We start from the raw sequence: 13,706 nt of genomic DNA, 5'->3' as shown, positions 1-13,706 counted from the left end.
GACGGGCTGTTCGTGGGGCGCGCGGCCTGGGATGCCGCGGACTTCGTTGCACTCGCGGAGATCGTGGCGCAGCGTTCCACGTGAAACGGTGCGGGCTCAGCGGTCGCTGAAGCCGTGGCTGCGGACGAGTTTGCGGAGGTTGGGATCGACCTCTTCGGCTGCGGCCACGCCGATGCCCCGGATGGCGAGGTCGAGCACGGCCTCGAACGTCCCGTCGGTAGAGACCCGGCGAGCGAGATCTTGTTGGACCGTTCCGACGACCACGGTGAAGACGGCGTGCCACGCCAGGTGGGCGACCGTTCGATCGACCCCGGCGGCGCTGAGGCGGTCGGTCACGCGGTTCAGCAAGTCAGGGCCGTCCGCCGTTGACCCGGCGCGTTCGAGGATGAGCCCGGCGGTCTCAGGCCGACTCAGCAGCCAGTGGCGAATGTCGACGGCGACCGCGCGCAGCCACGCCTGCCAGGTCCCGGGGTCGTCGGAGAGATCGAAGGCTGCGAGTGCGTCGCTCACGACGGCGGAGTAGAGCTCGTCGAGATTGGTGACGTGGTTGTACAACGCGCTAGGCCGGACGCCGAGCTCGGTCGCGAGGCGTCGCAGGCTGAACGCGGCGATTCCGTCGCGTTCGATGACGGCCGAAGCCGTGTCGATGACGGCCTGCCGTGTGAGGCGTTGACCTGCCGGAGGGGCGCCACGACGCCGTCCCATTGCTGTATGTACAGAGTTCATATAATCTGCTCGGAGCGCTATGTGTACGCCGATCATATATGCGGGAGTTGCTGTGAAGCGGGACATTGTCGCTGGTGCGCTGCTGGCCAATGCGCTCCCCCACGCGGTGGTGGGACTGGCCGGCCACCGTGGTCTGACGCCGCTGGGCGGCGAGAACTCCTCCCCGGGCTTGAACCTGGTGTGGGCAGGGATGAACCTTGCTGGAGGCGTCGCGCTCCTGGCGAGTGCTTCGTGGCGCGGTCTCACGTCTACTGCAGTCGCGCATCGTGGACGTTCCGTGCACGTCGGGATCGTCGTGATGGCGGGCTTCGGCCTGCTCTATGAGCAGGCCGTTGCAGCGCGTGGGCAACGCTGACGCAGTGGCGGTGTCAGGTGGAGTGGCGTCATGTTCAGGCGATGCGAGCGTCACCGCTGTGGCGTGACGCGATGGTTCCGACCGACCGTCCCGCGTGGCGGGCGCGCCGGCTGTCGGGTTCGTCGGGCGCTATCGCGTCGTGGGAGTCGATCCGAGTCCGTGTCGTTGCCGGCGGCGATAGTGCGTTCCGGAATCTCACCGGCCGAGCCGACGCCGGCGGAGCTGCCGCCGCAGTGCGCCTCGCGCGCTGAGGGCGTCGCGTGCTGCCAGGAGGATGCATCGTCACCCGGCGCGTCGAGAGGGCGCGCTGCACTCCGCTGGACGCCTGTCGTCGACGAGCTCGTTGCCCGTGCCTCGCTCCATGCGTGAGCACGCCTTCCGGCATGGCGGACGGTGCAGTGGAGTGGGTCGTGACCGTGCTCACGTAGGCGGGTCCCGGGCAGTGGCCGACGCTGCGCCCTGTGAGCGCTGGTGGTGTTTCACGTGAAACGGTCGCCGCCGAGGAGGTGCGAGCCAGCAGGATGTGTCGGGCATACCCTGATCTGGCATGGACCTCGAGGAGTACCAGCGGCTCGCCCTCCGCACCGCGGCGCCACGTGACAGGAGGAACGAGTTGCTCCACCTCGTCCTCGGACTGGTGGGGGAGTTAGGCGAGATCGCCGAGAGAGTTCAAGAAGTGGGTACGCGACCACGACAGTGACGAGTCTGCGATCGATCGTTCCGACCTCGCCCGGGAACTGGGTGACGTCCTCTGGTACGTCGCGGTGCTGGCGGACTACTTCGACCTTTCGTTGGACCACGTTGCGCGGGCCAACGTCGAGAAGCTCGCCAGCCGACGCGAGCGGGGTGTGCTGGGCGGGGCAGGCGACAAGCGCTGACACCTCTGCGCGCCGAAGGTCGACCATGTCCAGCGCGTCGCAGGTACCGGCGCCCAGCTCCCGGTCGGCATCAGTGCCGGCAAGGTCATGGCCGCCATCCCGCGCGATGTTTCACGTGAAACGCGGTGGCCGTGCCCGCGGACGGGCGCGATCCCGAGCACCGTTTCACGTGAAACATCCTCCGTGGAACCCACCGCGGACCCACGCGGGACCTGTGCAGAACGGTCCACCCGCCACCCTGGCGCCCCGCGCAGCCGTAGGCTGTGGTGACCTTCCGCTCGACCCCAGGAAACGATGCACTCCGACGCCCCGATCGACGCCAACCGCCAGGCGCGACTCGACGTGATCCCCCAGGTCGACGCCTCCACTCCGCTGCTGGCTGAGCTCGCCGAAGAGGCGCGCCGCCGCGTGGCTCTGCACGGTCAGGTCTACGACCGCCCGCCACAGACGCGGGTGTTCACCGTCGCCAACCAGAAGGGCGGCGTCGGGAAGACGACCACCACGGTCAATCTCGCTGCGGCACTGGCGGCCGCGGGCCTCCACGTGCTCGTCATCGACAACGACCCGCAGGGCAATGCGTCCACGGCGCTCGGCACCGAGCACCGGGCCGGGACGCCCTCGACGTACGACGTGCTCATCAACGAGGCGCCGATCCACGACGTCGTGGTGCAGTCGAGCGCATTCCCGAACCTCCACGTGGTGCCCGCAACGATCGACCTCTCCGGCGCGGAGATCGAACTCGTCTCGCTCGTCGCGCGAGAGAACCGCCTGCGGAACGCCCTTGCTGATTACCTCAGGTACCGCCTGCGCGAAGGGCAGCCGCGGATCGACTACGTGTTCATCGACTGCCCGCCGAGCCTGGGACTGCTGACGGTGAACGCGTTCGTCGCCGCACGCGAGGTGCTGATTCCGATCCAGACCGAGTATTACGCCCTCGAGGGTCTGGGGCAGCTGCTCAACAGCATCGAGCTGATCCGCGCGCACCACAATCCGGCGCTGCACGTCTCCACCATCCTGCTCACGATGTACGACGCGCGCACCAACCTCGCTCGCGAGGTCGCGGCCGAGGTCCGCGAGCACTTCCCGGAGCAGACCCTGAACACCACGGTCCCTCGGTCCGTCCGCATCTCCGAGGCGCCAGGCCATGGCCAGACCGTGCTCACGTACGACCCGGGATCCAGCGGGTCGCTGACCTACCGCGAGGCCGCGCGTGAGATCACGCAACGGTCGCCCAGCAACGAAGGAGAACCACGATGAACGAGCGCCGCCACGCTCTCGGCCGAGGTCTCGGGGCGCTCATTCCCACCGCGCCCGCCGCCGGCGAGCGCACCAACGGCCGCCCCGTGGACGTCTTCTTCCCCGACTCGCGCAGCCCCTACGCCAACGATGACGACGCTACGGAGACGAGCGCCGCCGTCGAGGCGTCGAGCGGCGAGCCGGACGACGGCGCAGTCGCCACGGCCGAGGACGCCGGCTCGAGCACGGGGTCGCCTGAGCTCGTGCCGGTGCCTGGTGCGACCTTCGCTGAGCTGCCGATCGCCGCGATCGTGCCCAACGCCGTGCAGCCGCGGACCGTGTTCGACGAGGACAAGCTCGCCGAGCTGGCCGACTCGATCCGCACGGTGGGCGTACTGCAGCCGATCGTGGTCCGCCCGAGCGGCGCCGATGATGAGGGTCAGCCGCAGTACGAGCTGATCATGGGGGAGCGCCGTTGGCGCGCCTCCCAGGTCGCCGAGCGCGACACGATCCCGGCGATCATCCGCGCCACCGAGCAGGACGACATGCTGCGCGACGCGCTGCTGGAGAACCTGCATCGCAGTGAGCTGAACCCGCTCGAGGAGGCCGCCGCGTACACGCAGCTCCTCGAAGACTTCGGGTGCACACAAGAGGAGCTGGCCACGCGGATCGCCCGGTCGCGCCCACAGATCTCGAACACCCTGCGGTTGCTGAAGCTCCCTCCGCTGGTGCAGCGGCGAGTTGCCGCCGGGGTGCTCTCAGCGGGCCACGCGCGCGCACTGCTGGGACTGCAGGATGGCGCCGCGATGGAGCGGCTCGCGCAGCGGATCGTCGCAGAAGGCCTGAGTGTGCGCGCCACCGAGGAGATCGTGGCCCTCGGCGAGGTCGGTGAGGAGGACCAGCCCGCTCGCCGTGCCGCTCCCCGCGCCGGCGTGCACCGTGGTGCCCTGGAGGACCTCGCGGCACGGTTGTCGGACCGGCTCGACACCAAGGTCAAGGTCAATCTCGGCCAGCGCAAGGGCTCGGTCAGCATCGAGTTCGCCAACGTCTCCGACCTCAATCGGATCCTTGACTCCCTCGTGCCCGACGACCCGGGCGTGCTCCGCACCAGCGCCGACTGAACTGTGTCGGCCCTGCCAGGTATAGACCGCAGAACAGCGGAGAGCCGGGCCTCATAAGGAATAGTCAGACTCTTGCGGACTCCACTCCGGGCGCGGGACCACCGAAGCCGCACGCCCCACCAGGCTCCGTCGAACCACACCTGTGGATAACCACAGTTGCACGGCGGCGCCACCGGATACCGTCACCGCATGGCTGGTGACTCGATCTATCAACTGACCTACGTCATCCTCGGGCTGCTGTTCGTGCTCGGACCGGTGATCGCCGGGATCGTGCTCCTCACCAAGGCGGGTGCGCGACGCCGACAGGCGCAGCTGGACTACCTCGCCTGGCTCGTGCACAACGGGTACCAGGCGCCCGAGCACCCCGGCGGGATGCCGCTGTCGATGTACCCACCGCAGGTCGCCGCCGCGGGAGGCGCACTGCGGGTGTGGGGCGGCATCCTGCTCGGCCTCGGAGGGCTGTTCTTCCTGGTGCGGATCGCGAGCCTCTCCTCAGGTATGTGAACCGCCGCCCGGCGCAGATCACAGACCCGCCTCGGCGGCGCAGCTCCCTGATATGCTTGCGAATGCCCACCCAGGAATGCATAGCCATTCACTGAACCGATTCGCCACTCGACGAGGAGCTTCCGATGACCTGGACCCGCAGACAGACCTTGCTCGGACTGCTCGGAGGGGCCGGCGTCGCCGCTGCCGCGGGCTGCTCGCGTGGCGGTGGCGGGACCTCGAGCGGCGGCGGAGGCACGGGCGCGGACGGTAGCGAGAGCAGCCACCTGAGCTTCAGCTGGTGGGGAAACGAGGTCCGCGACAAGCTGACCAAGGAGGTGGTGGACCTCTACCTCGAGGAGAACCCGGGCATCACGATCGAGGCGACGCCCTCGGAGTTCGGCGCTTACTGGGACCGTCTCGCCACCCAGACCGCCGGCGGCGACATGCCGGACGTGATCCAGATGGCCGACGGCTTCATGTCCGAGTACGGCAGCCGTGGCTCACTGCTCGATCTCGAGCCCTACGTCGACACCTCGAAGTTCGCTCCGGGCACGGTGGACGTGGGCCGTGTGGACGGCACTCTGGTGGGCATCAACCTGGGCATCAACACGCCGTCGATCATGTGCAATCTCGGCGTGCTCGAGGCCGCGGGAGTGGACAGGCCCGACGACACGACCTGGACCTGGGACGACTACCGAGAACTCTCGGCGGAGATCAGTGCGGCGACGCCGGACGGCACGTACGGGAGCGCCACGCCCGGCGCCGAGGGGCCGCTGCGGGCATGGGTCCGCCAGCACGGCGACGAGCTGTTCCTGGACTCCGGAGAGCTCGGCACCAGCGTGGACGTGCTGCGCGGCTACTTCGAGATGCTCGCGGCGTTCAAGGACAGCGGCGCGATCCCACCGGGCTCGATGATCGTGGAGGAGACCACCAAGCCGATCGAGCAGAGCTCGCTCGTGCTCGGCACCACGGCGTTCCAGGTGGTCTGGACCAACCAGTTCAACGTGGTGACCGGATTCGCCGAGAACGAGATCGTCATGCTCCGGATGCCGAGCCTGACCGGCAACGAGGCCGACCTGCATGCCTGGTACCACCCGTCGCAGCTGTGGAGCGCGTCGGCGAACACCGCCGACCCGGAGGCGGCCGGTGCGTTCATCGACTGGTTGGTCAACAGCGTGGAGGTCGGCGCGATCCTGTTGGACGAACGAGGCCGGCCGTGCAACACCGAGGTGCTCGAGACGATCGAGGGCTCACTGTCGCCGGAGGGTCAGGAGATCTCCCAGTTCCTCACCGCACTCGAGCCGGGCCTCGGCGAGCCGCAGCCCGTGCCGCCGCCCGGGGCGGGCCAGGTCCTCGGCGAGATCATGTCCCGCGCGCAGGACGACCTGTACTTCGGGACCATCGACGCCGCAGCCGCGGCCCAGCGGTTCTACGACGAGTCGCTCACCGCCCTCGGCGGCTGACCCAGTTGACTGGACTAAGTCGAACTAACTACGATGCTGCGATGAGGTCGGTCAATGTTCACGAGGCCAAGACGCACCTGTCGCGCTTGCTCGACGATGTCAGCAAGGGGGAGACGGTCCTGATCGCGCGTGCCGGCGTGCCGGTTGCTCACCTGTCGCCACTGCCACGGGTCGACGTCGTCTTCGGCGGGCTCGCCACTCGGATCCGCGTTGACGACGACGCCTTCGACGCAGCCGACGCCGAGGTCACCGCAATGTTCGACGACGCCGACGAGCTTGAGGTCTGACGTGCTTCTCGACAGCCACGTCGTCCTGTGGTTGGTCGGCGAGCACGGGCGTATTGGCCCGCGGTGCCGCCGCGCGATCGTGGAATCCGCGATGGTGCACGTCTCAGCGGTGACACATGCCGAGTTCGCGGTGAAGGCCGCCATCGGCAAGGTCGACCTGCCAGAGGACCTGCCGGCGCTGCTGGAGACCCAAGGGCTCCAGCCCATGCCCTTCACCGCGACGCATGCCACTGCCATGGCCACGTTCCAGGAACTCGTTCGCCACGACCCGTTCGACAGGATGCTGCTCGCCCAGGCGAGCGTCGAACACGTCACGTTGGCAACAGCGGACCGTCGCCTGCTCGCGCTCGACCTGCCCTGGGTGCTCGACGCCCGCTCGTGACTCAGCCCGCAGCGGCTTGCGTGACCAGGGCGGCGTAGAGCTCGCCCGCGCCGTAGCCGCTCGCGGCGGCAGCCTGCGGGAACAACGACGTCTCGGTCATACCCGGGGCGACATTGATGTCGAGAAGCCAGGGGACGCCGTCGTCGTCGACGATCATGTCGGTCCGGGAGAGGTGACGCAGCCCGAGCACACGGTGTGCGAGCACCGCGAGCTCACCAGCGGCGCGTTCGCGTGCCTCGTCCAGACGACCCGGCACGAAGTACTCGGAACGACCGGGGTTGTAGCGGGCGTCGTAGTCGTACGCGCCCTCGGTGACGATCTCGACACTCGGCAGCGCCTGCGGGCCGTCGCCGAGGTCGATCACGGAGACGGCCAGCTCGGTCCCGGAGACGTGCTGCTCGATCAGTGCCTCGTCCCCGTACGCGAAGCATGCGACCATCGCCTGTGGCAGCGCCATGGCCTCGCGCACCACCGTGACGCCGAGCGCGGAGCCCCCGGAGGCGGGCTTGACCACGAGCGGCAGCCCGAGCACCTCGAGCGCCTTCTCGAGCACACCGCGGGTGCCGAGCTCACGGAACAGCGTCTGCGGCAGCGTGGTGAACCGCGGCGTTCGTGCGCCAGCCTGCGCCAACAGCGTCTTCGCGACCGGCTTGCTCCAGGACAGGCGGGACCCCGCTGCGTCGGTGCCGACGTACGGCACGCCCACCAGGTCGAGCACGTCGCGGACCGAGCCGTCCTCTCCCGTGGAACCGTGCAGGATCGGCCACACCACATCGGGGCGAGTCTGCTCGATGTAACCGAGCAGCTCGCCGTCCACATCGTGAACGTGCGCCGAGACGCCGACCGACCGCAGTGCGTCGGCTACGCGGCGCCCCGACCGCACGGAGACGTCCCGCTCGTGTGAGAGACCGCCCGCCAGGATGAGAACCTCGAGATCCGTCATGTCTGGTTCGGTCCCGGGTTGATGGTGCCGGAGACGTGGGAATCGCCCATCGTGCCGAACATGCGCACCAGGTCGAGCTCGTCGTTGATCACGTTCGCCAGGCGCCGTACGCCCTCCTCGATCCGCTCCGGGGTGGGGTAGCAGTAGGAGAGGCGGATGTGCCGGTGGCCGGTGCCGTCGGCGTAGAACGCGGTGCCGGGCACGTACGCGACCAGCTCGGTGACCGCTCGCGGCAGCATCGCCTGCGCGTCCAGGCCCTCGGGGAGCGTGAGCCAGGTGTAGAAGCCGCCGGTCGGGGTGGTCCAGCGTGCATCCGGGAGAAACTCGGCCAGCGCGCCGAGCGTCGCGTCACGGCGCTCGCGGTACTGCTCCCGGTACTGCTTGACCTGCCCGCGCCAGTCGCACGTGGCCAGGTAGGACGCGATCGACATCTGGCTCATGTTCGAGGGGCACAGGATCGCCGACTCGCTCGCGAGCACCAGTCGCTCCCGCACCGCGTGCGGCGCGAGCGCCCAGCCCACCCGATATCCCGGCGCGAAGGTCTTGGAGAACGAGCCGAGGTAGATGACCCCATCGGGGTTGTACGTGTGCAGAGCCGGCATGATCTCGCCGTCGAAGCCCAGCAGCCCGTAGGGGTTGTCCTCGAGGATCAGCACCCCGTGCCGGCGCGCGATCTCCACGATCTTCGGGCGGCGCTCGAGCGAGAGCGTGGTGCCGCCCGGGTTGTGGAAGTTCGGCACCGTGTACAGCAGCTTCACCCGGCGGCCCTCGGAGGCGAGCCGCACGAGAGTCTCCTCGAGCAGCTCGGGGACGAGGCCGTCGTCGTCCATCGGGACATGGACCACATCGGCCTGGTAGGCGCGGAACACGCCGAGCGCGCCCACGTAGCTGGGCGCCTCGGCGACCACCACATCGCCCGGGTCCACGAAGATCCTGGTGACCAGGTCGAGGGCCTGCTGGGAGCCGGTGGTGACCACGACGTCGTCGGGATGGGCGGCGATCTCCTCCTCCGCCATCACCGTGGTGATCTGCTCCCGGAGCTCGACGTCGCCCTGGCCCGATCCGTACTGGAGCGCGACGGCGCCGCGCTCGCGCAGCAGCCGGTCGGTCACCTCTGCGACGATCTCCATCGGCAGCCCAGCCAGGAACGGCATGCCGCCGGCCAGCGAGACCACCTCAGGCCGGTTCGCGACCGAGAACAGGGCGCGGATCTCCGAGGCCTTCATGCCGTGCGTGCGCTCGGCGTAGCTGGAGTACCAGGGGTCGAGGCGGGTGCCGCGACCGGGGGTGGGCTCGGGGGTGTTCACCGGACCAGTGTCCCCGATCAGCCGAGGAACTCGGCGATGTCCTCCAGGAAACGCTTCTTCGGCCGGGCGCCGACGAGGGACTTGGCGACTTCGCCGTTGACGTAGACGTTGATGGTCGGGATCGAGATCACGCCGTACTTCTGCATGGTCTCGGGGTTCTCGTCGGTGTTGAGCTTGACGACCTTGATCTTGTCCGCGTTGTCGTTCGCGACCTCCTCCAGGATCGGCGCGAACTGCAAGCACGGGCCGCACCAGGGGGCCCAGAAGTCCACGACGACAGGGCCTTCGGCCTGCAGTACGTCGGTCTCGAAGGTCTCGTCGGTGGTCGCGTTGAGGGTGCTCATGTGTGTCCTTGTGTGTGGAGGGTCAGACGGCGGCGGGCTCGGCGGGCTGTGTGGCGTCGAGGGCCGCGAGGTAGCGCTCGGCGTCGAGGGCGGCGGCGCAGCCGGTCCCGGCGGCCGTGATGGCCTGTCGGTAGTGATGGTCGACGACGTCCCCACAGGCGAACACGCCCGCCAGGTTGGTCTGGGTGGTGGGGTGGGCGACGGCCACGTAACCCTCGGGACCGAGGTCGACCTGGCCGGTGAGGAGCTCGGTGCGGGGCAGGTGTCCGATCGCCACGAAGAGGCCCTCGGCGGGGTGCTCGCGGGTCTCGCCGGTCACGGTGTCGCGCAGCGTGACGGACTCGACCTTGTTCTCGCCGGTGATCGCGGCGACCTCGGAGTTCCAGGCGAACGTGATCTTGGGGTCGTTCAGGGCGCGATCGGCCATGATCTTGGAGGCGCGGAGCTCATCGCGGCGGTGCACCACGGTCACGGTCTTGCCGAAGCGGGTGAGGAACAGCGCCTCCTCCATGGCGGAGTCGCCGCCGCCGACCACCACGATGTCCTTGTCCTTGAAGAAGAACCCGTCGCAGGTGGCGCACCAGGAGACGCCGCGGCCGGAGAGACGCTTCTCGTCCGGCAGGCCGATCTCCTTGTAGGCCGATCCGGTCGCGAGGATGACGGTGCGGGCCTGGAAGGTCTCGTCGTCGGCGACCACGGTCTTGACGTCACCGGTCAGCTCGACGCTCTCGACGTCGTCGTACCGGACGTCGGCGCCGAACCGCTCGGCCTGCTCCTGGAGCTTGGCCATGAGCTCGGGACCCATGATGCCGTCGGGGAACCCGGGGAAGTTCTCCACGTCGGTGGTGTTCATCAGCGCGCCGCCCGCGGTGACGGAGCCTGCGAAGACGATCGGGTTCAGGCCTGCTCGCGCGGCGTAGACCGCAGCGGTGTATCCGGCCGGCCCGGAGCCGATGATGATGACGTCGTGAACCGTGGCGGTGTCGCTCACTTGTGATGCCTCCCAGAAGTCTGCGCTGGTGCAACGCTACGCGGCCCGGCGATGTTCCCCGCCCACTCCGCGCCTGCGGGGGCGTCCACGGACATCTTTACAGTGGCAACTTACCGCTGTATAGTTCCGGGTTGTGAACGACTATCACCACGGCGACCTCCGGCGGGCCGTGCTCGATCGCGCCCTCGAGATCGTCGCCGACCAAGGGGCGTCGGCGCTGAGCCTGCGGGCGATCGCCACCGACCTCGGCGTCAGCCACACCGCGCCCCGCCACCACTTCGGGTCGAACACCGGCTTGCTGACAGCGATCGCGGTCGAGGGGTTCGGGATGCTGCGGGACCGGCTGGTGGAGCTCCGGCTTGCGCAGGCACCGTTCATCGAGCTCGGCGTCGCGTACGTGGAGTTCGCGGCCGCGCACCCCGGGCACTTCGCGGTGATGTTCCAGCCCACGCTGCTCGATGGTGACGACCCCGCACTCGCCGAGGCCTCCGACGGTGCCTTCGCCGAGCTGCGCGCGGGAGTTGAGGCGATCGCCCCGGCCGCCGGCGTCGCGGAGGCAGCCGCTGCGGTCACCGCTGCCTGGTCGCTCATGCACGGCCTCGCCGCGCTCGACCTCACGGGCAACCTCGAGCGCTCACGCATCCGGGAGATGCTCGGCGTCACCGACCTCGCCGAGATCGCCCGCCGCGCGGGCGGACTGCTCGGCGGCTCCTCCGGGGCGTCGTGATGAGTCCCGACGGCGAAGGGCGCGTTCGCGAGCATCGTCCCGTTCGCGCTGCTCGCCAGCCTGACCACCGCCGCCGCGGTCACGCGCCGTGCCCGGACCCGCTCGCTGAGAGGACCACATGATGAGCAACGTCCAGACCATCTCTGCCGGAGTCGTGCTGCTCACGGTGATCGGTATCGCCTACGGCGGCAGCTTCCTGCTCCGCGTGGTGAACCGCACTGTGCCGGCCAATGACCTCCAGCGCTCCTACTTCCGCGCCGGCCACGCCCACGCCGGGGTCCTCGTGATCCTGGGGTTGGTCGTGATGCTGCTGGTTGCCGAGGCCGGTGTCAGCGGGATCTTCGCCGGCCTCTCGACCGCTGTGCTCTGGGCCGCGATCCTCATGCCGGCCGGGTTCTTCCTCAGCGTCATCGGCCGCGATCCAGACAAGCCCAACGGTCTGCGCTACCTCATCTACGCCGGCGGCCTTGTGCTCGTGGTCGGTGTCGGGTCGGCAGGGATCGGCCTGATCACAGCGGGACTGAGCTGAGCGGCTCGGGGCGCTCCCAGCAGACCTCACTCATCGCAGTGGGGCAGTGAGCTTGTCCTGCACGAACCTCGCGACCGCATCGGCACTCATCGAAGCCGCGCGCAGCGCCGTCTCCTTGGTGGCACCCGCGAGGTGAGGCGTCAGCACGGTCCGAGGCGCTGTTCGGATCGGGTCGTCCGGTGCAGGCGGCTCAGGGTCGTACACATCGAGGCCGACAGCGCCGAGTGTCCCGTCGTGCAGAGCCGCCACGACCGCGTCGTGATCGACGAGCCCGCCGCGGGCGGTGTTCACCAGGACAAGGCCGGGGCGAACCGTGCGCAGCGTGTCGGCATCGATCAGGTGCCGGGTCTCGTCGGTCAGTCGCGCGTGCAGGCTGAGCACGGCCGCGTCGGCCAGCAACTCGTCCAGTTCGACGAGCCGGCCGTGGGTCACGTCGGCCGCATTGGCGTAGGGGTCGTGAACGAGGACGTCGGCGTTGAACGCCCTGAGGATGCGCGCCACTCGACGTCCGATGGCGCCGTAGCCGACCAGGCCGACCGTGAGGCCATCAAGCTCGCGACCGCAGGTGTCGAATCCGTACTCGTCACCACGCCACTCACCGGCCTGCATCGAGGCGGTACGTTCCGGAACCCTGCGCATCGCCGCCAGCATCAGGGCGATGGCGTGCTCGGCGGCCGCCACGGCGTTGCGACCCGGTGTCGAGACCACGTGGACGCCGCGTTCGGCTGCCGCCTCCAGGTTGACGTTCACCGGTCCGCCACGGCAGACCACGATCAGCTCGAGATCGGTGGAGGCTTCGATCACCCGGCGCGTGAAGGGCGCCATCTGGCTCACCGCGATGGTCGCGCCGCTCAGCTCGGCGATCATGGCCTCCTCGGTCCCGGACGCCTCGAGCACCTCGGCCACAGGCCCGAACGGAACCTTCGGCCATTCGAGCGTCATCGTGGACAGGGTGAGGCCGGTGGGAACCCGCTCGGTGACGGCGTTGGCGAGCAGGGTCGGGGTGACGAAGTGGTCACCGGCGACAAGGACGTGCATGCGAGTGGTCTCCTAGCTGTTCTTTCCCGTGGGTGCCGGTACCGCCGCACCTGCCCATTGGGCGCGTGCGGCGTCGACGTCGGCGAGATAGGTGGCGAACGCCTCCGCATACCGGGTGGCGTGCGGGCGACGCGGGCTCACGAGGTCCGTGGGCGAGGGTGGGGGCGGCTCTGCGCCGACGGCGCGCGCGGCGTGGATCGCGGCGCCACGGGCGCCAACCTCTGGGTCGGTACACCGGTCGATCGGTGTGTCGAGAGCATCGGAGAACACCTGCGTCAGGGGGCCGCGAGAGCCACCGCCGCACGCGCGCAGGCGGCCATCGAGACCGGCGGCCTCGAAGCAGGCGCGTGCGCTGAACGCGAGAGCCTCGACCACGGCTCGGACCAGGTCGGCAGCCGTGGTCGTCAGCGTGATGCCGTCGAAGCGGCCGCGTGCGCGTGGATCGCGGAAGGGCGCCCGCTCCCCAGCGTGCGCCAGGAACGGCAGGGCACGCACCGCGGTGCTGGGGGGTTCCGCGAGCAGCGCCGGAAGGTCGTGCACAGTGTGGCCGACGATCCCGAGGACCCAGTCGATCGTCGCGGCGCCGACCATCGCCGGCATCGCCCGGAACGCCGCCGTACCAGTACCGGTGGCCAGCGTGAGACCGGCCCGCTCGCCGGTGAGGGTGACCTCCTCATGCAGCACCTCACAGGCAAGCGTGGTCCCGACGATCAACAGCCCTTCGCCGTCGCGCTCTACGCCGGCCCCGGTCGCGGACGCCACGAGGTCATACGGTGCGGACACCACAGGCAGACCGGCAGGCAGCCCCACCGACTCGGCGACCGCCGGCAGCAGAGCGCCGGTCGGGTCCACGGCCACGGGCGCGATCAGTTCGCGCGCAGCGGCGAGGTCGC

General features: G+C 69.3%; 17 protein-coding genes. 10 read left to right on the top strand and 7 right to left on the bottom strand.

Annotation, left to right across the window (positions count from 1 at the left end):
- Positions 1–96: 96 nt before the first annotated feature.
- A complete protein-coding gene (locus ACOJSN_RS23375) occupies positions 97–726 on the bottom strand; it encodes a TetR/AcrR family transcriptional regulator (protein ID WP_420114885.1) in 630 nt (209 codons plus the stop codon).
- 52 nt (positions 727–778) lie between these two features.
- Here ACOJSN_RS23375 and ACOJSN_RS23370 point away from each other — a divergent pair, with 52 nt between their 5' ends.
- The 8 genes from ACOJSN_RS23370 (at position 779) to ACOJSN_RS23335 (ending at position 6,934) form a co-directional block, all read left to right on the top strand.
- A complete protein-coding gene (locus ACOJSN_RS23370; protein ID WP_420114884.1) occupies positions 779–1,081 on the top strand; it encodes a hypothetical protein in 303 nt (100 codons plus the stop codon).
- Positions 1,082–1,791: 710 nt separating this feature from the next.
- Complete coding sequence (locus ACOJSN_RS23365; protein WP_420114886.1) at positions 1,792–1,959, top strand: MazG nucleotide pyrophosphohydrolase domain-containing protein; 168 nt, start codon at positions 1,792–1,794, stop codon at positions 1,957–1,959.
- Positions 1,960–2,253: 294 nt separating this feature from the next.
- A complete protein-coding gene (locus ACOJSN_RS23360; protein WP_420114883.1) occupies positions 2,254–3,216 on the top strand; it encodes a ParA family protein in 963 nt (320 codons plus the stop codon).
- Positions 3,213–4,316, top strand: coding sequence for a ParB/RepB/Spo0J family partition protein (locus tag ACOJSN_RS23355; protein ID WP_420114882.1), 1,104 nt, complete (start codon positions 3,213–3,215; stop codon positions 4,314–4,316). The genes ACOJSN_RS23360 and ACOJSN_RS23355 overlap by 4 nt, the downstream gene beginning before the upstream one ends.
- 189 nt (positions 4,317–4,505) lie before the next feature.
- Positions 4,506–4,820, top strand: coding sequence for a hypothetical protein (locus ACOJSN_RS23350; protein WP_420114881.1), 315 nt, complete (start codon positions 4,506–4,508; stop codon positions 4,818–4,820).
- A 125-nt stretch (positions 4,821–4,945) separates the two neighbouring features.
- Positions 4,946–6,265 carry an ABC transporter substrate-binding protein gene (locus tag ACOJSN_RS23345; RefSeq protein WP_420114880.1) on the top strand — a complete coding sequence of 440 codons (1,320 nt, stop codon included), beginning with the start codon at positions 4,946–4,948 and terminating at the stop codon, positions 6,263–6,265.
- A 41-nt stretch (positions 6,266–6,306) separates the two neighbouring features.
- Entirely contained in the window at positions 6,307–6,552 is a 246-nt protein-coding gene (locus tag ACOJSN_RS23340; RefSeq protein ID WP_420114879.1) for a type II toxin-antitoxin system Phd/YefM family antitoxin, read from the top strand.
- A gap of 1 nt (position 6,553) precedes the next feature.
- Complete coding sequence (locus ACOJSN_RS23335; RefSeq protein ID WP_420114878.1) at positions 6,554–6,934, top strand: type II toxin-antitoxin system VapC family toxin; 381 nt, start codon at positions 6,554–6,556, stop codon at positions 6,932–6,934.
- 1 nt (position 6,935) lies between these two features.
- Here ACOJSN_RS23335 and ACOJSN_RS23330 read toward each other — a convergent pair whose 3' ends face one another.
- From ACOJSN_RS23330 to trxB, 4 genes are read right to left on the bottom strand one after another with little or no spacing between them, the layout of a single operon-like run.
- Positions 6,936–7,877 (bottom strand): D-alanine--D-alanine ligase family protein, encoded by a 942-nt coding sequence (locus ACOJSN_RS23330; protein WP_420114877.1) that lies wholly within the window; start codon positions 7,875–7,877, stop codon positions 6,936–6,938.
- Complete coding sequence (locus tag ACOJSN_RS23325) at positions 7,874–9,184, bottom strand: PLP-dependent aminotransferase family protein (RefSeq protein WP_420114876.1); 1,311 nt, start codon at positions 9,182–9,184, stop codon at positions 7,874–7,876. The genes ACOJSN_RS23330 and ACOJSN_RS23325 overlap by 4 nt, the downstream gene beginning before the upstream one ends.
- A 17-nt stretch (positions 9,185–9,201) precedes the next feature.
- On the bottom strand, positions 9,202–9,528 hold the full coding sequence (gene trxA, locus ACOJSN_RS23320; protein ID WP_420114875.1) for a thioredoxin: 327 nt from the start codon (positions 9,526–9,528) through the stop codon (positions 9,202–9,204).
- 22 nt (positions 9,529–9,550) lie between these two features.
- Entirely contained in the window at positions 9,551–10,519 is a 969-nt protein-coding gene (trxB, locus tag ACOJSN_RS23315; RefSeq protein WP_420114874.1) for a thioredoxin-disulfide reductase, read from the bottom strand.
- A 133-nt stretch (positions 10,520–10,652) separates the two neighbouring features.
- Here trxB and ACOJSN_RS23310 point away from each other — a divergent pair, with 133 nt between their 5' ends.
- Both ACOJSN_RS23310 and ACOJSN_RS23305 read left to right on the top strand, forming a co-directional pair.
- Positions 10,653–11,246: a TetR/AcrR family transcriptional regulator gene (locus ACOJSN_RS23310; protein WP_420114873.1), complete on the top strand. Its 594-nt coding sequence runs from the start codon at positions 10,653–10,655 to the stop codon at positions 11,244–11,246.
- Positions 11,247–11,367: 121 nt separating this feature from the next.
- Entirely contained in the window at positions 11,368–11,775 is a 408-nt protein-coding gene (locus ACOJSN_RS23305) for a hypothetical protein (RefSeq protein ID WP_420114872.1), read from the top strand.
- Positions 11,776–11,805: 30 nt separating this feature from the next.
- Here the strand turns inward: ACOJSN_RS23305 and ACOJSN_RS23300 are convergent, their stop codons facing one another.
- Together ACOJSN_RS23300 and ACOJSN_RS23295 are read right to left on the bottom strand one after the other, a co-directional pair.
- On the bottom strand, positions 11,806–12,813 hold the full coding sequence (locus ACOJSN_RS23300; RefSeq protein ID WP_420114871.1) for an NAD(P)-dependent oxidoreductase: 1,008 nt from the start codon (positions 12,811–12,813) through the stop codon (positions 11,806–11,808).
- A 12-nt stretch (positions 12,814–12,825) separates the two neighbouring features.
- Positions 12,826–13,706: FGGY-family carbohydrate kinase (locus ACOJSN_RS23295; RefSeq protein WP_420114870.1), on the bottom strand; the 881-nt coding region annotated here is incomplete at its 5' end.

The organism is Pseudactinotalea sp. (assembly GCF_048594945.1).
GTDB lineage: Bacteria > Actinomycetota > Actinomycetes > Actinomycetales > Beutenbergiaceae > Pseudactinotalea.
The sequence above is the reverse complement of the archived record's forward strand: the minus strand, read 5'-3'. Positions and strand labels throughout refer to the sequence as shown.